The organism is Paenibacillus dakarensis, assembly GCF_001373415.1.
In the GTDB taxonomy this organism is placed as follows: domain Bacteria; phylum Bacillota; class Bacilli; order Paenibacillales; family Paenibacillaceae; genus Paenibacillus_AQ; species Paenibacillus_AQ dakarensis.
Genome location: NZ_CDSE01000010.1, coordinates 1 through 22,319, shown reverse-complemented (window position 1 = coordinate 22,319; position 22,319 = coordinate 1). Strand labels below are relative to the sequence as shown.

Here is a 22,319-nt window from a genome sequence, read left to right as displayed (position 1 = left end):
TTACGTACATTAACATCACAGAGAACCATGTTTAACGGATTCTGCAAGGAGGTGAACCTTTTTGCCTATAAAAACGGGGAAACAATATATCGAACGGATTGATCAGCAGAACATTAATATTTGGTATAAGGGAAAACGAATCTCCGGGCCCTTATCGCTGCATCCGGCATTTAAGGGCCTTATGCAAACGCAAGCAGCGCTGTATGATATGCAATGGGATAAACGTTTTATAAATCTAATGACGTATACTTCACCTGATACGGGAGATCCGGTCGGATTATCCTATCTTCCGCCTGCAAATGCCGCTGATTTAGTGAAGCGCCGAAACATGATGGAACTTTGGTCAAAGCAGCACCATGGATTTTTGGGAAGATCCCCAGACTATATGAACACCGCAATAATGTCCCTTTATACCGCAGCTGACCTATTAGAAGAGCATAATCCGCTATATGCTGATAACCTAAGAAAATATTATGCTTATTGCAGGGAGAATGACATAACCTTATCCCACGCATTTATCCAGCCTTATGCCAGTAATTTATCAGGGCAAATCGATTCAACAGAAGAATCCATCGCCGCTAAAGTTGTTGAAATGAATGACGAGGGGATGATCATCTCCGGAGCCTTTCTCATGGCTACCCAAGGTGCGACCTGCGAAGAGATACTCGTATTCCCCTCTCCTTCTCCAGCTTATTTTGAAGATATAAATCCTTTTGCTTTTGCTTGTGCAGTCCCTAATAACCTGCCTGGAATGACCTTTATTTGCCGTGAGAGCTATGGAGCCTTGTCGAGCTTTGACCATCCTTTAAGTTCAAGATATGAAGAAATGGACACCCTTGTTATTTTCGATCATGTGCTCGTTCCGAAGGATCGTATATTTTGTTACGGAGATGAATCCTACAGCAGACGACTATTTAAAGAAAGTCACTTCCATACTCATATAGCCCATCAGATAATTACACGCTATATCGCGAAAATTGAATTTTTACTCGGATTATATCAGTCATTAGCTAAGGAACAGGATGTGGAGGAGCAAACACAAACGGCGCTAAACACCTCGAAAATGATGACCTATCTGGAAATATTTAAAGCACTGCGCTTATCTTCTGAAACAGAAGCGGTTCATGACCGCTCAGGATATCTTGTTCCAGCTTCGGGACCTCTCCTGGCATCCAGTATTCTCTTTCCACAAATATACCCCGAGATCATTGAAATGATCACCATTCTTGGCTCAAGCGGACTCATCATGATCCCATCGCAGCATGATTTCACTTCCGATTCCGGCCCTTATCTTCATCAATTTTTAAGAGGAGAACATTCAGAGGCAAGAAATCGCGTTGCTCTATTCAGACTTGCTTGGGAGCTTGGAGCGAGCGCTTTCGGCGGCCGTCAAACCCAATTCGAACGTTTTTTCTTTGGTAATGCTCACACAACAGCTCTTCGAATGATCAACAACTGCAATAACACAGAACAATTTAAAACGATGATTCGTGATTTCATCACCTCAAACGACCCTTCCCCACATTAAAAAAACAGGTGGCCTTTAATGGGCCGCCTGTTTTAGAGTTGAAAATGTATCATTTACGGTGTTGGAGTACCGCCATTTGCATTTAAGGTTTCACCGGAAACATAACTTGACTCATGGCTGGCAAGGAACACATACGCTGGAGCCATTTCAGCAGGCTGTCCTGGACGTCCAAGCGATGTACTATTTCCGAACTCCGCCAGCTTCTCTACAGGTTGTCCGCCAACCACTTGAATTGCTGTCCATACAGGTCCCGGTGCTACTGCGTTCACCCGGATACCTTTACTTGCCACCTGCTGCGCCAAGCCTTTAGTGAAGTTATTAATTGCAGCTTTAGTTGTCGCATAATCCAGAAGGTTTGGTGATGGGTTATACGCCTGGATTGAAGAAGTATTAATAATGGAGCTTCCCGGCTTCATATGCTTAATAGCCGCTTTACATAACCAGAACAGCGCATAGACATTCGTCTTGAGAGTGGCATCGAATTGCTCTGTTGTGATATCTGCAATATTTTCCACGGACTGCTGCTTACCTGCCACATTAGCCAAGATATCAATTCCGCCTAATTTTTCAACCGCAGTCTGAATTAGTTGCTCACAGAATTGTTCATCTTTAAGGTCGCCGGGAACAGCTACAGCCTTCTGACCCGCTTCCTCAATAATCCTGATCACTTCTTGAGCATCCGCTTCTTCCTCTGGGAGATAATTCAATACAACATCTGCACCTTCACGGGCAAAAGCAATTGCTGCTGCACGGCCAATACCGCTGTCTGCACCGGTAACTACCGCTTTACGTCCTTTCAAACGTCCTGTTCCGCGATAACTTGTCTCTCCTGCATCGGGGACTGGAGTCATCTTGCACTGGAGACCAGGCTCCGGCTGCTGCTGTTTCCACTCTGGTGTCGCTTTAGGATATTGAGAAGTTGGATCCTGTATCATGAATTGGTCTTGTTCTTTCATCGATTGATTCCTCCGTCTCGTTGTATTTATATCCTTATGATACTGAGGATATTATTGTAACTCTCCTATAGTTTGTAAACTCATTTCCAAAATATTAAACGGTACAAAAAAACAGGCCCCCTTTCAAGGCAGCCTGCCAATACATTTATTGAGTGTTATGCTTCATTACTATTGCTTAACAGTCTCACCTTGATGATTCGATTGACCCGTTCAGAGCCAAATAACATCAAGACAATATATAGGGTAATGAAAAAAGGGAAAATGGCTATCGAGCTTACTGAGGACAGAGAACCCAGCATTGGTGGAAGTATAATGACTCCTGTATATCCGACTGCCATCTGGTAACCCATCAGATTCTGTGCCTGGGCCTTGCCGAAGCGTGCTGGCGTCTCATGCAGCATACATGGGAAAATAGGTGCAAACCCCAAACCGATCAGCATTAAACCAATAAGTGAAAAATATGATGGTACCGGAAGTAATAGCAGCAATACTCCAGTCAAAGAGATTAATAGGCCACTCCGAATCAATATTCGATTACTTATTTTAAATGTAATAAATCCTGTAATAAAACGGCCAACCGTAATTCCGCCATAGTACATGGAAATCCACTGTGCAGCGACTGCCGCTGATAAGTCCTTCGTGTTTACGAGAAAGCTGCTTCCCCAGAGTCCAACGGATGCTTCAGCACCGGCATAGAACAGGAAGGTCATCAGCGTTAACTTAACGCCTTTTATTCTCAGCGGACGCTCTGTGGCAGCAGCAGTTTCTACGTCTGAAGAATATTCACTTTCTTCTTCAATATTTTGGCTCTGTACTTTCTCCATTCGCTTCCACAATGGCAGTGTGACCAAGAGCAGGATGACTAATGCAAATTGGATCAATGAAATGGTAAGATATCCATTCCGCCATAAACTGTGATCACCAATAAAGGCTGACATAATTATAGGCCCTAGCGTTGCCCCGACACCCCAGAAACAGTGTAACCAACTCATATGATGTGCTTTGTAATGAACAGCAACATAGTGATTCAGTGCTGCATCTACGGATCCGGCGCCTAAACCGAGCGGCAGCGCTAATATCATCAACCAGAGCATTGAAGGAGCATAATAATATCCGAGCAATGAAGCAGCGGTCATGATGCAGCTAATTAAAGTGATCTGCCCTGTGCCGATCCGTCTGATCATCTGCCCGCTCGCCAAGCTTGAAATGACCGTTCCCGCAGCAATAATGATAGACAGCAAACCGGCAGAACTGATTGGAACACCAAATTCCGGCTGCATGACAGGCCAAGCTGCGCCAAGTAAAGAATCAGGAAGACCCAAGCTAATAAAAGACAAATATATGATAATTAAAAATAATGTTGCCACGTTAAAAATGCCCCCTACACATTTCAGTTCTGATCTACATATTGATTATCATCAGTAAACCTATGAAGGCAACCATGATAATAGTCCCAATCAAAGCTATACCGTTAACAATCTTTAGAGTTCTATCACCAAATATATAGGAGATCGAAGTGAAAACAAGAATTCCAATCATACCACCTAATGTATTGCCTATTAAGTCCGTTATATCACTTGCTCCTATGGCCAAAATATATTGGAAGGTTTCAAATGCCAGGCTAACACCAAAAATCGGTATACCTTTTTTTGTAAAACTCCACTTTTCCTTTAGAATAGACAGGTAGATTCCAAAAGGCACAAATGCGGCAATGTTTAATATAATCTCCGATATATCCACTTGCCCATTAACAATAAGGGGACTCGAAAACGGAATCAAATTGATATTTCGTAGGTTCATGCTTTTAAGAATTGAAAAATCCGTTTCCATTTTAAATAAGATAATCCATGTTAAGACGATTAAATAGGTGACCAGTAAGCTTAGAGTAATGTTTTTTTGCTTTTTTAAGTTCATTCTTGCTGTCTGCATTTTTTAACTCCTGCTTTTCTAGTATTTTTGGATAGGTGCCGTAAAAGAAAAAGCACCTTAGTTATAGCATGTTCAGGAACGTGAGGCTGCTTCCCATTGCTATATTTTTCAGGTGCGCTTTCTTATTTTTCACATGCGATAAAGTCCTTGTCACGGTCACTTTTTTTGTTGGCATCATATAATGCTTTTGAAACAAAGGGTTTGTATTTCGTCTTTCCGCCCTTATTCTTAACAGAAGCAGATCTGGCAACGCCGCCTTTATAATCTCTATTCAGTTCTGTACAATTTTTATATGTTTTTACGCCCTTCGCATCAACAGATTGAACATCTGCTGTAATCGAAAGACCGGTCAGAAGCAGCGCCGACAAAATAATCATTCTAATCCTTCTCACCCTACAACCTCCTAATTGTTACCTCTGGTAATGATGTAAGGTCAGCATATCACATTATATCCCGGCTAAATATTAACAATCTCCGAACAATAAATCAATAATTCTGTCATTGGCTTTGCGATTCTTCCCTTGATATGGGTAACAGTGAATATGAATGGCAGGGTTAAAATTAATTTCGATAATGCTATAGTTATCATCAGCCGCTTCTTCCGAAATATGATCAATCATCATATCCACTCCGCATATCGTTGCTCCGGCCGCCTTGGCAGCTTGAATCGCAATCTGCTTGTAGCTGTCTGGAATATCATCCGTATAATCGATACTGTCTCCACCTGTACTTATGTTCGAATTCTCTCTCAGATAGATAATCTCACCTGGCTTCGGAATATCACCCCAGCTATGCGAATGGTTTCTTAAGAACATTTCTTCGGCTTCGCCAGTCTTGATCTTCTCCAGTGGAGTTTTATATCCCTGCCCTCTTAGCGGATCTTTATTCTTCTCATGAACGAGCTGCTCAATCGTATGAAGCCCATCACCTATTACATTGGCGGGTACGCGATGGAGTATCCCTGTGACTTCATCACCCATCACAAGAAAGCGATATTCTTTTCCAGTGACAAATTCCTCGAGCAGGACGGTCTGATCATGAGCAAATGCCATTTTTAATGCTAGCTTGTAATCCTCATTCGTAAAAGCCCGATTAAAAATCGTAATCCCTAATCCAAAATTCGTGGATTTCGGTTTAATCACAATCGATTTATCGCAGTATGTCTCATATGCGCCCAGGGCTTCCTCAATATTCCGAAAAACTTCCCCTGCAGGTACTCTTATCCCTTGTTGTTTAAGTACTTCTTTCGTTACAATCTTATTCTCCATAATTAATACAGTACTGTAGGAATCTAAAGAAGTTTTAGTTGCTTGTTTGACATATTCCTTATGATCACCTTTCGTGAGTAACACAAAATTCTCTTCCCGGTCCAGAAACTGAAAGGTAATGCCCCGCTTAACGGCTGATTTAAGCAAAAGCTGTGTAGATAATTCCAGGTCCTCATATCCTGCAAATCGGTACCCGTTCTGGCGGCTCTCCTCGGCATACTGCTTCGCCTTATCCATGTGATAATTCAAGTAGGAGGATTTCATGACTCCAGATTTCACAATCGAGGAGTACGTTTCCTCCGGATTCATGATTTTATGTTCAGCACGTTCGAGAATATGGAAATATTCTTCCGCGTGAGGAAGCAAACGCTGCAGCATTTGTTTCATTTCATGAATACATTCCAGGGCTGTCTCCTCCAAGAGCACACAATCCCCACCTTGTACATGAGTGCACCCATGAATTCCGTCTTTAATCAGCTGCTCCAGAGACTGATCAGCAGCCTTTTGATCCTCAATCCCATAAGGCTCATCTTGTTTAAGCAGGATGAAAATCATAAATAAATGAATGAGCTTCATGGTCTCCAGGCTGATCCCAATGTTGTGAAGCGGGTTTAAATCTATAAAGCGAAGCTCCAGATAGGAGACTCCGTCGTCGATCAACTCTTGTAACGGATTTATCCCTTTTGCCGTCTTCAGTCGGACGGGGCTGTAAAACTCCTTAACGGATTGCAGCTCACCTGATGAAATCCATTTCTTTAAATCATGTACATATTCATCAATCGACCTGAAAGACACATATAAAGGCTTTGCATTCCGGTAGCCACATTCACTATTACGCAGTGAACTCATGTGTGAGAAATAGTAGCTCTTCTCATCAAAGGATTCACCCCGTGCAACGCATTGTTCAATATAGGTCTTGTCATAAACCGGACTAGCAGCCGTTAGATAGATGAGCAGCCAGCGATACTTCAGCAGATTACGGGCAATAGACAAATATAAATTGTCTTTAAAATCTTTAAAGCTCTCATCATGCTCTTCTATCTCATATAATCGTCTGAGAAATCCTTCATCGAACGAAAAATTGTAATGAATCCCGCTAAGCAATTGTCTCTTTCGTCCATATTTATTGGCTAAATGATGCCGGTACTGTTCCGCTTCAGGGTCTTTCATATGGGCAATTGGAATGTCCTGTTCTGGAGGTAAAACAGGAGGATTGCTGCTCGGCCACAAGTATTCATCCTCTAAACCTTGAGTAACGATGTCGTGCAGTGCCTCCATGAAATGATAGGTCTCTTCAACCGAGCTTAAAGCCGGCGTTATCATTTCAATTTGACTCTCGGAGAAGTCGGTCTGAATATAGGGATGATCCGATTTATCACCAAAAGCTGCCGGATGAGGTGTTAATGCAAGTTTCCCGTAAGAATCAATCCGCACGTTTTCTTTTTCTAACCCAAAACGGCCTTGGAGCATCGCATTTTCTAATCTATAATCCTTCAGAAGCTGGATTCGTTTATCGTTCAATAAAGTACCCACTCTTGTTTCCCTTCCTTCCACGCCATTTAAGCTGATGCTTCTGTTACTTTCGTCATCTTCTTTAAAGATTTCTTAAACCAGAACACCAGAGTTAATCCCTTTAATACACTGCTCAGCGCGATCGACATCCATACCCCATTTAATCCAAATGGTCCGGATAACCATAATGCCAGTGGAATTCTTAATGCAGTAAATGTGATGCTGAACATAGGTGGTATATGTGTTTTTCCCATTCCATTGAACGCACCTACGGTCATTAACTCTAAACACATAAATAATTGGGAAAATCCAATAATGCGCATATAATCCGTGCCAAGCATTAAACTTTCCTCATCCGATAGGAACACTGAGAAGAGCTGCTCGGGGAACAGAACAAATACTAGAGAAATAATGATGCCAAATATGGTGGTGAGCAGTAGTGATTTTTGATACCCCTGATGCAGGCGATCGATTTTTCGAGCACCATAGTTTTGCCCAAAAAATGCAGCAATCGCGCCCTGCAGACCACCAATCGTCATATAAGAGATCGCTTCAATCTGAATTCCGACTTTTTGAACGGCAATCGCGCCTGCTCCGAACTGGACAATGATTTTGGCAATAATGATCGATATGATCGTGAAAGTAACCCGCTGAATAGTAATTGGAATCCCCATTCGCACAACATCAATCATCTGTCTGAAATTCCAGGGAGAAGAACTGGATATCAGCTCTGAATTTCTGGTCTTCAACACAAATAAAGTGGTTACTACAATATTTGCGGTGACGGTTGCGATAGCCGCCCCTGCTGCTCCCAATCCTTCGAATGAACCAATCCCAAAGATGAATAATGGGTCAAGAACAATATTAACGATCAGTCCCACTGTTAATATCCGAAACGGCTGCTTGCTATTCCCCATCGAATTCAATATCGTGGCAAACAATATATTGATAATGTTGAATACCGTTCCAATCATGGAGATCGTTAAAAAGTCTACAGCCATCTTCACAACTTCATCTTGACCAAGTTCAAAGAACCCGATGAGCTTGTGCCTTGCCAAGATAACAAAGCCCAAATAGAGAAACCCCACAAGAATTGACATTACAAAACCATTTCGAATATAGGATTTTGCCAAGTCTCTCTGCCCTGCTCCTATACAATGGGAAACTTTGATCCCGGTGCCGATTGTTATCATGGTTGATAATGCAATGGCTAAATTGATGAAGAAACTCGCTGTACCAATAGCTGCAACCGGTCCGCTGCCCAGCTTGCCAATCCAGATCATATCCACCATGCCATAGGTAGTTGATATGAAATTGGTTGCAATGATCGGTAGGGCCAGCTTCGTTAAGGTTGGCATAATCGGCCCTTGTGTTAAATCCATGCTGCCTTTCATGATTCGTACTCCTTCAAAGATCAAATCTGACCTTATAATGTGTCATTTACATTCATCCAAGTCACACACAATGGCAGCTATTTTCTGCTGTATTCCTCCAGAAAGCTGCGGTAAATATTGCAATGCATTTTTAATATGAGGTTTATCTTCGATGGAAAGTGAATAATAGATCCACTGCCCTCTTCGATCTTCTTGAACTAAACCTGCATTCTTTAATTTTCTTAGATGCTGGCTAATATTAGGCTGGGTTGTTTGAAGCAGCCCGACTAAATGACATACACACATTTCCTGTTGATGAAGAATCAATAAGATATTCAATCTCGTCTTATCACCCAATAGTTTAAAGTGTTCTGCCATCTCCTCGATTGAGACCACCATATAGTGAGGCACCTCCTTTTAATCGTTTTTATTGTATAATCAATCGCTTATATAATCAATTGATTATTTGATGGTGACTATGCTGAGCAAATCAATTCAAATATAAAAATGGGCTGTCATTATTATGACAGTCCATTTTTTCGTAAGATCCACTCGTATTCATCGAGTTTGCCCTTTTCCTTATGTAAAATCCTTTTTATATTGGACAGCCATGTAAATACCACCCGCTAAAAATGCCAGTGTATATTTGATCATGAAATAAATAGCCCACATATCGTCTTTAGGAAAAATCAGGTCGCATAGAATAATCGCCAACAACATACAGTAACTGTTTTTCAAAAAGATTGTGTTAGTCCGTTCATCGCCTTGCCCAATCTTCTTATACAATACATAGACAAAAATCGCACTACCAATAAGCAGCAGCCCAACAACTCCGATGAGAATATTCCAGTTTCCCGGAGATTGTTCAGCCCATGACTTTAAAGGGTGAAAAATTGAGTTAGTGATATCTAAAAATGACTTATTTTTCATTTTGATCCTTTCCTTTCACATAACTAAAAATATCATTCACATCAACATTAAAAAATTCGGCAATTCGAAAAGCTAACAACAGAGTTGGAACATAATTCCCTTTTTCCATTACAAAGATGGTTTGTTTAGAAACCCCGACTTGCTCCGCTAATTCTTGCTGAGACATTCTGGCAAGTACACGATATTCATAAACTTTATTTGATATCGAATCACCAAAATCTTTCTTCACCACAATCACCTCTTTAAACAAACTATAAACTAACATATACCAAATGTAAAGTAAACTTATATAAAATAATTATTAACCTTTACATTTACCAATATTATGTTGATTAATTTAGATCCACAATGCAGAAAAAACCTGACGAAATTTGTGATTCCGTCAGGTTCTTGTTCCTTCTTTTGAATTATATCATGAACTTTTCTGAGCTTTCACAATAAGAAAATGCGGATTGGTCATTAAATACTTATCCCATTTCTTATACCACTCCAAGGCTTCGGGACAGCTTCTGTATTCATCGCTTGGCTGAGGCTCGATCATCTGGTCGATTCTAAAATATAAAGCGGTATCGTTGATGATCTCCTGCATCGGTCTCCGGTAGAAGGTAACCTCCACGGGGCCTGCCTCCTGTTTAGTCCATTTATCCGTAAGTAACTCCAGCGCGAAATAATCCGGCCGATCAAACAGTTTAAAATCCATAAATGGATGATGGACAGAAAATATGAGATGACCTCCTGGTTTCAGGATGCGATGAAACTCACGGAAAGTCGGTTTCCATTCTTCTATATAGTGGAGTGTTAGTGAACTAATAATCCAATCAAACGATTCATCTTCATACGGTAGTGGCTGGGTCAGGTCACAAGTCAACACAGCTGCCTCATTACCGAGTCGTCTCTTGCAAGCCTCTACCATCTCAGGGCTGATATCCATGGCAGCGACTTGAGCGCCTCGCTTAAGAAACTGCTCCGAATACCAACCTGCTGCACATCCCGCATCAAGGACAGACTTTCCGGCCAGTTCGGTTGGAATGTGCTTCATCATTGCAGGCCGTTCGTAATATGCGTTATGTCCGCTTTGAGTATCGACATGCTTTTCGTAGTCTTTTGCCAGTTTATCGTAAACTTCTAAGACCTTCTCTTTCATCATTAGGCCTCCCCTTATTACTATTAAAATACAAAGAGTAATATATAAACGACACCTATGATCCATGAAATTATCGAGACAATATGTTCATTGGATTCTCTGATATACTTCCAGTAAAGAAATGTGTTATATCCAGACACGATAGTTACCACCAGCAAACAGGTCCATTTCATAATATTAATATTTGTAAAATCAAGAATAAATAACAGACTGAATATAATTACAGCGGAAATAATACCTCCTGCTATATATAGACGCTTTCCCGGTGTATCTGACATTCGATCTGCATCTTCAGGAACGAACTTTTTTCTTAAACGCCACTCTATAATAATTATCAAAATGGGTAAAAGCGATAAGGCTGAACTCATAAGTCTCCCCCTTAAAAATCACATGCTGCTCTATATAACAACACGCTAACTAATATAAAAGTTGGAGACTTAATGAAATCAATCATAACCACCTTCAGCAGCGGGCAGCGTCTGATACGCCTCCTTACCTTGAACCATTTCAAAAATTTCATTGCGGAGCTCTAATAATTGATTCGCATCATTTGATATTTCGCAGTTTTTATCTGACCATGACATCATTTTGATGTTTCCATTCACGGTTATTCTCCACTCATCTTCATTGTAAGGAACCTTTGAACAGTTTGGGTTAGATGGAACAAGATCTTGAATATTCATGATATCCATCTCTTTCATCTTGTCATAAATTTGGCGTTTCTCTTGCTCATCGAAGGTAATATTCGCAGCTGCTGTTCCTTTCGCAATCAGATCCTTCGTAACTGTACCCTCATATGTGTTTATTTCATTCTTCTGAGTTTCACCGTATCCAAAGCTAACTTTAAAATCAAAATCCCCCGGCATGCTTTCAGGCATAGGAAGCGTGAATTGTTGTGCAATTTCCTTGCTTTCAATCGTATTACCACGACTCTCTTCAGCAGGTGTCTGTGAACGGCAACCCGTGATTAATATCATCAATCCAAGCATCAATAAGGCAAACCGCTTCATATTTCACACCTCACTTTTAATAAAGAGCAGTTATCCGCGAGTCAAAAAACTCTGCAGGATACCGCTCTCCTGTTAGTATTATTTTTGCGCAATGATCATAGAACGCTTGGCATTCGTTTCTATCCCTTTGCTCGTCTGATTCTCCTTGATGTATCGATCCAATATCTCAAAATCATGTTCATCTTCTCCAAAGTTCGGAATTGTCGGAGTATGCTTGAGCAGAAACAGTAAATCCTCATAGGTTTCATAATATTCCGTTGCATCGTACTCACTACATTGAACTGAGGTGAACCCGCAAGCTCGAAGTTCATTCATGTATTGATTCATCAAGGTTCCATCAGGTGAAGCACTCTGATTCCGTCCAAAAGCCTGTTTAACATTTATTTTGTCACCTTCACTGACTTGCTGCGTTAAGAACAATCCACCCTTCACTAATACTCTTGCAACCTCTTGCGTACAGAACGGTGAATGACGACAAGTTACGATCTGAAAATGACCATCAGGGAAATTAAGTTTCTTGGCATCCATTCTTAAAAAATGGACATTTGTGGTACCGGATTCACGTAGATTGGTTTTCGCTGTTTCAATCATTCCTGCTGAGTTATCAATACCTACGAGATGTGAGGCGTACTCCGCTATCGTTAGCAGCGCTTCTCCCCCGCCTGTTCCGATGTCCAGCAGATGATCTGAGTGGGAGCATCTTTTAGACACTTCCTCATAGAAATCCCACGCTGCTCCTTCGGATACACATTTGACCTTACTGAAGTCCCATCCGTTTATTGCTCCAACACGCTCGTAAAATTTCTTATATTCTAATTCGTTCATTGGTTTTCACAATCCTCTCCACTACCCAGCCCGATAACTACATACCTCGAACGATACGGAATGCCATCCATTTCACCTCAATAGAAAAGATTAGTTACAGTATAGCCTCTTGAGTATTCGTTGAACAGAAAATGATTAACAAGCAAGCAGAAAGCTTTTCAGTTCATTGTAAAACATATCCATGATATGGTATCATCCTCCATTAAGGGAGGTTTATCATGAGAAAATTAATTACCGTTATGGTATTACTCGCTTCGATATCCATCGTTGGTTGTACCGATAATCAAGAAGCCGATGCCGATCACGAGTCAGCACCAGGGTCAACCCAGGAAACGGCAGTTACAGATCAAGAGATAGATTCTCTACGTAAAGAAAATGATGAACTTAAAACAAAAGTGGCCGAACTAGAAACGCAGATAAAAGATCAAGAAACAGCCAGGGTTCTCCTAAATCAATCCTTCAAAATTATATCGGCGATGGAGAAAAAGGATTATAACTACTTGAAATCAGTGGCTGGACCGGATGTTACAATCTCCGAGAAGGACAACAAAATAATAACCGAAAAACATGGCGAATATAAGTTTTTAGTAGCTCCAATGGATAAACTCGAATATAGGGGCGGGGGTTATCCAGATGGCTCTAATGACCAGTTTCATATCTTCCTGGCCACCGTGTCGACAGAAGAAGGTAATGAAGGCAGCTCCGAGATCTACATGCATTTTGTCAAAGTGAACAACGAGTGGAAGTATGATGGATATATAACAAACTGACTATTAAAGAAGCTCGCCTATTGGCGAGCTTCTTTAGCTTGTCGAGCCTATGGAACTGTTGCCGGGCATCGACTACCCTCCGGATATATCATGAGAAGTTCCGAAGAAAATGGATTAGTCATTGAAGTAAAGAATATTCTTTTAAAATGTTTGGCCAGTTTTTTCAATGTTACACTGGCTGCAACATCATTCTCATTCAAACCATGACAATAAAATATGAAATGACCGGATAGATTCAACTGCTGCTCAATATAATCAAGGAAAATCACTTCGTTTTGGTTCAAAGTTATCTCCTTTAAATCGTCGAAGCAAGGCTTATATTGAAAAATAGCGCTCCCCCTGCTTTCCATTTTCCCTACTTTCATTTCTTTAATAAATGCAGCAATAAAGGGATTCAGCAGGGACTTTTCATATAATTCCTTATATAGATTATATATTTTTATTTTTGTATCTATATCGGATATCGTCGCAACAATAAGAATCGCATGTTTTTTGTAAACCACATTCAAGGAATCAAAGACAGAGAGCAAACCAGGTAATAATTCACTACTTATCTTACTTCCTTCATTGGGATAACGAAGCTCATAAACTAGTTTTTCCTTTTTATGTGCTTCTTTATTCTGGACTCCACTGTAATAGGCATAAAATTGATACAAAGAAAATTGAATATTCATGTTCTCAACGATCACATTTGCTAATGCCTTTGGTTCGAATACGGATTCCGTAAACTCTATGTCACCATCAACAATCGTTCGAGTTACTATTTTATTGTTTTTGACAGAGTGCACTTCCTGTTTAATCGGTTCCTGATTCATAACAGCAGCATCATATTGATTGTTAAATGCCTGCTTATCGATTCTAGTAAGAGTCTTCATTATAATAAAGCTCCCTTGAATATAGGATTAAACACCCGATCATTGAGCACGGAGCTTATTGGCAGTGAATTCATAGAAAGCACGAGCTTCCTCCCAGGTCGGGAATCCAGCCTGAGCGAGAATGTCGCTGCCTCCGCCTTTGCCGCTGAAATCCTTCAAGTATGTTTTAAAGAAAGCGCCGCATGATTGGCCCAGCTGATTATTACGGGCTAACACCACTTTATTTTCGGTCTTCGTTGCAAGCAGAACATAAGCATCGCTGTGAGAAGTGAGTTTACCAGCCAAAGACTGCAGCTCTTTCATCGTCTTGTCTTCAAAGATCGCAGTTATAACCGCGCCGTTCTGGCCGCTTAGCAATTGCTTAGCTATGAATTCGCTGTTCTCTTCTCTCAATATAGCAAGTTCTGCTTGGAGCTCTTTTTGCTCAAGTTCCCACTTCTCTAAACGCTGGATGATCTCATCTTTACCGGTTTTGAATTTCGAAGACAATGCTCCGAGTATTCTCTGACTCTGATTGAATTCCTCAAGAGCCCGGTAACCGCATTTAAAATAAATCCGGATATTCCCCTTCTGCTTCTCCGCTTTAAGCAGCTTGATCATTCCAATTTCACCTGTAGCAGATACATGCGTGCCTCCGCATGCGTTATATTCCACATCTTTAATCTCAACGATACGAATATTCTCCGTTACTTTCGGCTGCTTCACAAGCTTGATCAACTTGGCTTCATCCTCATTAACCCAATAGCTAAGAATAGGGTGATTCAAATAGATTTGGCGATTCACTTCATGCTCGATTGATTCCATTTGATTCGAAGTTAATTCCTTCGCTTCCACATCGATGGTGCAGTAATCATTCCCCAAGTGAAAACTGAGAGTTGTCATATCGAACATTTCCAGACAAACTGCCGAGAGTAAATGCTGTCCGCTATGATGCTGCATATGGTCAAATCTGCGATCCCAATCAATTGAACAGGATACGCGCTGTTCCGCCGGAACCGATTCGATTTTGTGCAAGATATGATCATCTTCAAGTATAACGTCAAGTACAGGAATACCCTGAATCATTCCTAAATCACAAGGCTGTCCGCCTCCATGAGGGTAAAAAGCCGTCTCTTCCAAGACAACATAATGACCATCTGCCTTCTCGACAGTTTCGATTATGCTGGTCTCCCACTGCTTCAGATATGCAGAATTGTAATATAAACGGTTAGTCATGAATGAAGTTCCTCTCTTTATGTACATTACGTTTAATATATATTTGTTTGACTATTACGTCAAAATATGTGATTCCTGCTCTCTTTTTATACGATCTTGTGTAATAAGGTGATAAGAATGAGATGATTTTGTAATTGGACTAGGGAGAGTAGTGTATTTGCATTTACTATTATGAATTTTTCATATGTTGTAATTTTCATCTATATAGTTTGAATTAATTGTTCTCTTGCTGTCGTTCTAAACATTTGCAAAAAAAAGAGAGCCGTTTGGCTCCCTCTTAAATTCATTATTATTGTTATTTATGTCATAGGTAGTCGTTAATGAAATCGCCGTTAAAAATGATCCAGCAGCCAGGTCTTCTCGTAAGGAATGATCGACTCAAACAGGTCTATTATTAAAGCCTCTCCATGAAGGCAGTCCATCTGTGCTAATTCCCGCGGACGCTTATAACCCATCAACAGTGCGGTAAGCGCCTGGATATCAAGGGCCAATTGTGGTGCAGTTTCCTCCTCTATGGATAGCTTGATGAGATCCGCCCTGCCAGCCTCGTCAACAGTCAGATTCCAACATCCTTCATTCCAAGGGGCAGTTGGATCGTTTACTAGTATAGTAAGGCGAACCTCACTATCCCGCTTTCCTGTAAACGTGTATTGCTTGATAAAGGATTGCACATCCACAATACGGGCCATGAAATAAGGAACAGTTTCCTGGATTATGTATGGATTAGGCAGCATAAAAGGTAATAGGTCATCACTCGGAACCATGATCAGCTTTACCTGATCAATCCGCGAATCATGGTTCGCAAAAAAAGTCCACAACGCACTTCGAGCTTCTTCATTCATAAATATAAATTCGTCGCATATGAGTTCTTTGTCTTTTATTTTATATAACACGTAGCCTTGCGGTTCATCGTCCGCTGTGTAGTAAACAGCTCGGAATAGGCTGCTGTCAAACACCGAATTCTCCCACCAGTCTTCATCACGCACTAAAGTTCCGTTATATCCCTTTGCAAAGGAATTATACAGCGAATTATAGACTGAAATATCGGTTACACCGCGTACGATTTTGCCTGAGACTGCTTTTTTGGAAGGGAATTTATCTGCAGTGATGTTGTACTTCTTAAAATCCGTAAAGAGCTCCCACCCAAATTTCCGATAAAACGGTATAGAGAACGGGTGTAGAAAAGATATAGTCTGCCCCTGATTCTTCATCGTTTCAAGCGCATGCTTCAGTAATGCGGCCACATGTCCCTTACGTCTGTTCTCCGGCCATGTTGCAACACCTGCAATACCCCCCATCTCTACTACTCGTCCCTGCATGTGCACTTGAAACGGAATAAGAGTTAGCTTTGCCTGCAGTGCACCTTCTTCAAAAACTCCCCAATATTGCTCAGGTTTAAACCGTTTTTTTCGGGTTTCCTTCTCCTCAGCCGATAACTGGTACTGAAAGGCATACTCGGATAACTCCACGCTTGCTTCGTATTCGTCCTGACGCAGTTGCCTGATTTCCAATGTGATCGCTCCTTCATCATACGGATAAAATCTATGTACTAAGTACATTATAGTATATTTTTCAAGAGGCAGTTTAGGAAAAAAAAGCCCCTCATGTTATTAAACTTCATAAGGGGCGATTAAGTATTCACTATGATATCTTCGTCATTTCAAACTCCAAAGCACCGGTACATTAAATGGCTCCCAGGAAGAATGTGAAGTGTGCGCCTGGCGGCAGACATGTGCTTGCCCTCCATAAGTAACCTTTATCAAAAAAAACCGAGTCAGAAAAGGTATACCGATGGATTCGTGCTAGAGTACTGCCTACGGACGGAACCAGCAGCTAATACAATATCTGCTTCTGATCCTCCTCTAAGCACATCTCTCAGCAGAATTCCTTCTTTCCACTCCATCACAGCCCACGGCTGATTCATTAGGCTAAAGCTTGTATCTGCATACAAGAACTCCGCAACCGGCACATTTGATTTTACCAGATTGGCAATTGCTATCTCTTTATCGAAACATTCCTTCGATTCCAGAAAAATCCAGTGATATCGAAAGACCCGTACGCTCCCAATTATCCTTCATCTACAAAGCTCCTTCTGTATACAACTAGACCTCTTTATCAATGATTTCAACAAATTTCTTGGCGGCTGGTGAAAGTGAAACACTGTTTAAATAACATATCCCGATGCTTCGCTTTGGTATCTCTTCAAGCAGCTGAACTTCATATAAGAGTCCTTGATCTAAATAATCCTGGGAGAATTCTTTCGTCACGCAAGCCACGCCCAGATTGATTCTGGCGAACTCCAACAGCAGATCATGCGATCCAAGTTCGAAATCAGGTGACATCTTTATCCCTTTAGATATCATATAATCTTCTACATAATGTCTGGAATTGGATTTCGATTCAAGGAATATTAAGGGCAGCTTTGCTAATTGATCTAGATCCACAGGCCCTGATAGGCTGCTCCTGAATTTCTCCCCGCACACAAAAATATCTTGAATTTCGATACATGGTTGTAACTTTAATGCCGGATCATCCAACGGGAAGTTACATATGCCGATATCTACTTCTCCAGATTTAATGATAGAACAGATTTCAAATGTTGTTCCATTAATAATCTTAAACTTGAGGTTAGGATACTGATTATGAAAGGCCTCTAAATACGGCAGTAGAAAGTATCTGGAAATCGTATCACCAACGCCGATCTTCAGCTCGCCCGCGGTTAAATTCTTATACTCGAGTATCTTTTCTTCTCCTGTGTTGATTAAATTAATCGCTGAATTAGCATATTCCAATATAAGACTGCCCTCGTTGGTCAATGTAACTCCTTTAGGTGTTCTTGTGAAGAGCCTGGTATCCAATTCGCTCTCCAGCTGCATGATCGCTTGGCTAACTGCAGGCTGAGTCATGAACAGTTCTTTGGCCGCTTTAGAGAAGCTCTTTCTTTTCGCAACAACACAAAACACTCGATATAAATCCAGTTTACTCATAATATAAGCCTCACTTATATCTGTTATATAATATATTAATTTCACTTATATCATGAGTAAGTGTATATTACAAATATAAACGTTCATGATTTTATTCTTTACATATAAAAGGAGCGATTGTTTTGGAAAGAGTCCTTGGAACAGTTGTCAGAGGTATTCGCTGCCCTATTATTAATCAGGGTGACAATATTGAAGAAATCGTTGTAGATAGTGTACTGAAAGCTATTGAAATAGAAGGTTTGAACATTCAGGATAGAGATATCGTAACGGTAACGGAATCCATTGTAGCTCGCGCACAAGGGAACTATGCAACCGTTGATCATATTGCGCAAGATATACAGTCCAAGTTTGGCGATGAAACGGTCGGAGTTATTTTTCCAATCCTGAGTCGTAACCGCTTTGCTATCTGTCTTCGTGGTATTGCGAAAGGTGCGAAGAAAATTGTGCTTATGCTCAGCTATCCATCGGATGAAGTCGGCAACCATCTGGTCGATCTGGATATGCTGGATGAGAAGGGAATTAATCCATGGACAGATACCCTGTCAGAGCAGCAGTTCCGTGAGCATTTTGGTTATGAAAAGCATACCTTTACCGGTGTTGACTATATTGATTACTATAAATCGATCATCGAAGAATATGGCACAGAATGCGAGGTCATTTTCTCCAATAATCCAAAAACCATTCTGAATTATACCAAACATGTTCTTACTTGTGATATCCATTCAAGATTTAGAACAAAGAAGATTCTAAAAACGCATGGCGGAGAGAATATTTACAGCCTGGATAACATCTTGGCCGAATCTGTAGCTGGCAGCGGATGTAATGAAGCTTATGGTCTGCTCGGTTCCAATAAATCGACTGAAGATAGTGTTAAGCTGTTCCCTCGCAACTGCCAGCCTGTGGTGGATAATATTCAACAAAAGATTAGAGAATTAACAGGCAAACAGTTAGAAATCATGATTTATGGTGATGGTGCATTCAAAGATCCTGTAGGTAAGATTTGGGAGCTTGCAGATCCTGTTGTATCACCTGCCTTCACCGCAGGTCTTGCTGGAACTCCAAACGAAGTGAAACTCAAGTATCTTGCTGACAATAACTTTGCACATCTCAGAGGTGAAGAGCTGAAGCAGGCTATTACACAGTACATTAACAACAAGGAGTCCGATCTTGTAGGTGCAATGGAAGCACAAGGTACAACTCCAAGAAGATTAACAGATCTCATCGGTTCTTTGTCTGACTTAACATCAGGAAGCGGAGATAAAGGAACACCAATCATCTTTATCCAGGGTTATTTCGATAACTACACAAGCTAGTCCTAGTGACATCTTGAAGCAAAAGTCCCCTTCGCATATTGGCGAAGGGTTTTTGCTGTCCTCGGACACAGCGCTGGCAGATTTGACTGATATCTATCCCGGCAGCTTGCTCTCAGCTAATCGAATGGTATTTCGAATACTTCCTTCCCATTCAAAGATCTTCTTCTGAAATGCTTGTATTCGGCTGAGTTCGCCCGTTATCAGCTTCAACTCTAAGGCAGCTGTTATCGCATTCCCTTGCTTGATCGCAGCTTTGTATCTTTTATCCGCTGAAATCCTCACTTTGTTCGCATCTGCAATTTTCTTGTTCTCCGCCGTAATTTGTTTCTTTAACGATTGTACTGGCAGTAATGCATCCTTAACGACTTTAGACTTGGCTGATGCCTGCTTCTTCACAGCAGCTAGGGCATCCTTCTTCCCCTTAATCTCTTGGCGCGCTGCAGCTGCAGACCCTTTTATACGGTTGCGTTTAAGGTCATACATTAATGCGGACTTCGTATTCTTGCTCTTTCTGGCTGCGGCTGCCTTCTTTCCCAGATCATCATATTCAGTGAGCAGAGGAGCATGCTTCTTCTGAGCCAGTAACACATCCTCATTCAGATTATCAATCCTGACCTTGTCGATCAGCTTTATTCGTTCATTAATTGCTTTTAGCTTATCATTGTTTTGCTTACGCAGCTCCAGCGTTTGCTGTTTAACCAACTTATTCGATGTTTCCAGGACAACCAGGCTGTCATACAGTTGATCAATATTCTTCAGTGCCTCATCCCAACCTGTGCTCGAAGCTGCCGCGTAGTGCGGTCTGATTGCAAAAACCAGTGAAATCGTTAATAAAATTCCGATACAAAACATATAAAACAGCTGTTTGTTACCTTTTGAGAACAATGACTCCATCTCCTCTGCTCAATCGTTTACCAATTAAAATGCATACAAAAAGCACCCCGCAAGAATAGGCAAACAGCCTGTTCCTGCGGGGTGCTTCTCCCGCACTTCTAATTGATTTGATATTAATATATATTCATTCCATGATATTGTCAATCATTTTCAGGAACGCTTGTTCCCTGTTTTTCCTTTGCCGAATTTGATAAATGACCAGACCGTGAGCACCGCCACAACGGCTAAACAAATGCCTATACTAAACCGGCTCTGCTTGTCAAATACAAACATGATTGCAATAACAGACAGACAAATTACCACAAAGCCTGTTACATAAGGATATCCCCAAACCTTGAATGCCGGTTTAACGGGGTACTGCTTCCGCAGCTTCAACTGTGATGAAGCAATACATATCCACACTAATATAACCACAAAGCCTGGAACAGCCATCAATATATGGAATAATTGATCTTGTGCAATGATGCCGAGCATAGAGCCTCCTAGCAAAACAATCGCACACACTAAAAGGGTGTTTACAGGACTGCCCTTGTGATTGGTTTTGGCTAACGCTTTAGGTGCTTCTCCGGCTATAGCCATGGAATAAAGCATGCGTGTTGCACCATATATGCCAGAGTTCGCTGCTGATAGTACGGCTGTAATCAGAATGAAATTCATAATATGTGCAGCACTCGATAATCCTGTTGATGAGAGAACTTGCACAAACGGACTGCTCTCTGGTCCAAGCTGATTCCAAGGGATTAATCCACAGATAATCAGAATCGGCAGTGTGAAGAACAGAATAACTCTGAGAATAAAGCTACCAACCACCCTCGGTAAAACCTTCTCGGCGTTTTCCGTTTCAGTCAGCGTAAGTCCGATAAGCTCAGATCCTCCATAGGAGAACATGACGACAAGCATAGCTGAAAATATTGAAGACCAGCCATTAGGGAAAAATCCGCCATAATCCGTAAAATTTTTCAAATAAGGCGTATGATCACTCGGTATGAAACCAAAGATCAATCCAGCTCCAAGCACAATGAATATCAGAATCATCGCAATTTTAATGCCTGCAAACCAAAATTCAAATTCTCCGAATGTGCCTACGCTTAGCAAATTGATGAGAATAATAAAGGCTGCACATCCCAGACTTAGCGCCCATAACGGTGCATCAGGGAACCAGTATTGCAGAAAGCTTCCTGCCGCAATCACTTCTATGACACAAACAGACAACCACATAAAGCAGTACATCCATCCCATAATAAATGAGACCTTTTCTCCGAATGCTTCGCGAATAAAATCTTTCATATTCCGGTTAGGATATACCGTTGCCATCTCTGCCATAGCAGCCATCACAACGAGAAGCAGCAGTCCCGCTAAAATATAGGTTACGATAACACCTGGACCTGCAAGCCCAATTGTTTCTCCGCTGCCCTTAAAGATGCCTGTACCGATTACGCCGCCCATTGCCATAAAACCGATATGTCTAGGCTTTAATTTCTTTTGTAGTGATCCTTCTTGTTGTCCCATCCATATCCTCCTGCTAGTATCATTCATGAATAACTATGAATGTAGTCAAGTATTTATTATAACGTACAAACCATCATTGTGAATATATTAATCATTTGGTATTTCTGCTGAATCCTTGGCTGTAACGGTAGTTACGATAACGCCATCCATGTTATTGCCGGATAATTCATAATTGCTCTGAACGGGCACCTCTATGCTCATATTCTCAGACTCTGGTATGTAGTAAATGGTATACTCCTCATTTTTATCCGTTCATATTGGATGCCTGTTATGGCGGTTTT

General features: G+C 41.1%; 23 protein-coding genes. 3 read left to right on the top strand and 20 right to left on the bottom strand.

Annotated elements, in window-relative coordinates; translation table 11 throughout:
• Positions 1-61: 61 nt before the first annotated feature.
• Positions 62-1,528 (top strand): 4-hydroxyphenylacetate 3-hydroxylase family protein, encoded by a 1,467-nt coding sequence (locus BN1234_RS02620; protein ID WP_054955113.1) that lies wholly within the window; start codon positions 62-64, stop codon positions 1,526-1,528.
• 53 nt (positions 1,529-1,581) lie between these two features.
• Here the strand turns inward: BN1234_RS02620 and BN1234_RS02615 are convergent, their stop codons facing one another.
• The 13 genes from BN1234_RS02615 to BN1234_RS02555 form a co-directional block, all read right to left on the bottom strand.
• Entirely contained in the window at positions 1,582-2,484 is a 903-nt protein-coding gene (locus BN1234_RS02615) for an SDR family oxidoreductase (protein WP_054955112.1), read from the bottom strand.
• A 155-nt stretch (positions 2,485-2,639) separates the two neighbouring features.
• Positions 2,640-3,851, bottom strand: a complete 1,212-nt coding sequence (locus BN1234_RS02610) for an MFS transporter (protein ID WP_054955111.1) — start codon at positions 3,849-3,851, stop codon at positions 2,640-2,642.
• A 34-nt stretch (positions 3,852-3,885) separates the two neighbouring features.
• A complete protein-coding gene (locus BN1234_RS02605; RefSeq protein ID WP_054955110.1) occupies positions 3,886-4,413 on the bottom strand; it encodes a VanZ family protein in 528 nt (175 codons plus the stop codon).
• 122 nt (positions 4,414-4,535) lie between these two features.
• Positions 4,536-4,790: an excalibur calcium-binding domain-containing protein gene (locus BN1234_RS02600; RefSeq protein ID WP_156337126.1), complete on the bottom strand. Its 255-nt coding sequence runs from the start codon at positions 4,788-4,790 to the stop codon at positions 4,536-4,538.
• An 87-nt stretch (positions 4,791-4,877) separates the two neighbouring features.
• Positions 4,878-7,214, bottom strand: a complete 2,337-nt coding sequence (gshAB, locus tag BN1234_RS02595; RefSeq protein ID WP_245640067.1) for a bifunctional glutamate--cysteine ligase GshA/glutathione synthetase GshB — start codon at positions 7,212-7,214, stop codon at positions 4,878-4,880.
• Positions 7,215-7,240: 26 nt separating this feature from the next.
• Positions 7,241-8,587: an MATE family efflux transporter gene (locus BN1234_RS02590; protein ID WP_054955108.1), complete on the bottom strand. Its 1,347-nt coding sequence runs from the start codon at positions 8,585-8,587 to the stop codon at positions 7,241-7,243.
• A 42-nt stretch (positions 8,588-8,629) separates the two neighbouring features.
• Complete coding sequence (locus tag BN1234_RS02585) at positions 8,630-8,965, bottom strand: ArsR/SmtB family transcription factor (RefSeq protein WP_156337121.1); 336 nt, start codon at positions 8,963-8,965, stop codon at positions 8,630-8,632.
• Between the two features lie 180 nt (positions 8,966-9,145).
• A complete protein-coding gene (locus BN1234_RS02580) occupies positions 9,146-9,496 on the bottom strand; it encodes a hypothetical protein (protein WP_054955107.1) in 351 nt (116 codons plus the stop codon).
• Positions 9,486-9,725, bottom strand: a complete 240-nt coding sequence (locus BN1234_RS02575) for a helix-turn-helix transcriptional regulator (RefSeq protein WP_245640066.1) — start codon at positions 9,723-9,725, stop codon at positions 9,486-9,488. The genes BN1234_RS02580 and BN1234_RS02575 overlap by 11 nt, the downstream gene beginning before the upstream one ends.
• 183 nt (positions 9,726-9,908) lie before the next feature.
• Positions 9,909-10,640 carry a class I SAM-dependent methyltransferase gene (locus tag BN1234_RS02570; RefSeq protein WP_054955105.1) on the bottom strand — a complete coding sequence of 244 codons (732 nt, stop codon included), beginning with the start codon at positions 10,638-10,640 and terminating at the stop codon, positions 9,909-9,911.
• 23 nt (positions 10,641-10,663) lie between these two features.
• On the bottom strand, positions 10,664-11,008 hold the full coding sequence (locus BN1234_RS02565; protein ID WP_054955104.1) for a DUF4181 domain-containing protein: 345 nt from the start codon (positions 11,006-11,008) through the stop codon (positions 10,664-10,666).
• Between the two features lie 78 nt (positions 11,009-11,086).
• A complete protein-coding gene (locus BN1234_RS02560; protein WP_054955103.1) occupies positions 11,087-11,650 on the bottom strand; it encodes a hypothetical protein in 564 nt (187 codons plus the stop codon).
• A gap of 78 nt (positions 11,651-11,728) precedes the next feature.
• Positions 11,729-12,475: a class I SAM-dependent methyltransferase gene (locus BN1234_RS02555; protein ID WP_054955102.1), complete on the bottom strand. Its 747-nt coding sequence runs from the start codon at positions 12,473-12,475 to the stop codon at positions 11,729-11,731.
• A 218-nt stretch (positions 12,476-12,693) separates the two neighbouring features.
• Here BN1234_RS02555 and BN1234_RS02550 point away from each other — a divergent pair, with 218 nt between their 5' ends.
• Positions 12,694-13,245: a coiled-coil domain-containing protein gene (locus tag BN1234_RS02550; protein ID WP_054955101.1), complete on the top strand. Its 552-nt coding sequence runs from the start codon at positions 12,694-12,696 to the stop codon at positions 13,243-13,245.
• Positions 13,246-13,292: 47 nt separating this feature from the next.
• Here the strand turns inward: BN1234_RS02550 and BN1234_RS02545 are convergent, their stop codons facing one another.
• From BN1234_RS02545 to BN1234_RS02525, 5 genes are all read right to left on the bottom strand, one after another.
• A complete protein-coding gene (locus tag BN1234_RS02545; RefSeq protein ID WP_054955100.1) occupies positions 13,293-14,120 on the bottom strand; it encodes a hypothetical protein in 828 nt (275 codons plus the stop codon).
• 39 nt (positions 14,121-14,159) lie between these two features.
• A complete protein-coding gene (locus tag BN1234_RS02540) occupies positions 14,160-15,335 on the bottom strand; it encodes an alanyl-tRNA editing protein (protein ID WP_054955099.1) in 1,176 nt (391 codons plus the stop codon).
• A gap of 332 nt (positions 15,336-15,667) precedes the next feature.
• Positions 15,668-16,846, bottom strand: coding sequence for a GNAT family N-acetyltransferase (locus BN1234_RS02535; protein ID WP_054955098.1), 1,179 nt, complete (start codon positions 16,844-16,846; stop codon positions 15,668-15,670).
• Between the two features lie 144 nt (positions 16,847-16,990).
• Positions 16,991-17,098 carry a carbohydrate-binding protein gene (locus BN1234_RS23020; protein WP_370733780.1) on the bottom strand — a complete coding sequence of 36 codons (108 nt, stop codon included), beginning with the start codon at positions 17,096-17,098 and terminating at the stop codon, positions 16,991-16,993.
• Positions 17,099-17,437: 339 nt separating this feature from the next.
• Complete coding sequence (locus tag BN1234_RS02525; RefSeq protein WP_054955229.1) at positions 17,438-18,325, bottom strand: LysR family transcriptional regulator; 888 nt, start codon at positions 18,323-18,325, stop codon at positions 17,438-17,440.
• Positions 18,326-18,444: 119 nt separating this feature from the next.
• Here BN1234_RS02525 and BN1234_RS02520 point away from each other — a divergent pair, with 119 nt between their 5' ends.
• Entirely contained in the window at positions 18,445-19,635 is a 1,191-nt protein-coding gene (locus tag BN1234_RS02520; protein ID WP_054955096.1) for a coenzyme F420-0:L-glutamate ligase, read from the top strand.
• 93 nt (positions 19,636-19,728) lie between these two features.
• Here the strand turns inward: BN1234_RS02520 and BN1234_RS02515 are convergent, their stop codons facing one another.
• Together BN1234_RS02515 and BN1234_RS02510 are read right to left on the bottom strand one after the other, a co-directional pair.
• Positions 19,729-20,520: a hypothetical protein gene (locus BN1234_RS02515; protein ID WP_054955095.1), complete on the bottom strand. Its 792-nt coding sequence runs from the start codon at positions 20,518-20,520 to the stop codon at positions 19,729-19,731.
• A 159-nt stretch (positions 20,521-20,679) separates the two neighbouring features.
• Positions 20,680-22,038, bottom strand: a complete 1,359-nt coding sequence (locus BN1234_RS02510; RefSeq protein ID WP_054955094.1) for an amino acid permease — start codon at positions 22,036-22,038, stop codon at positions 20,680-20,682.
• Positions 22,039-22,319 lie beyond the last annotated feature (281 nt).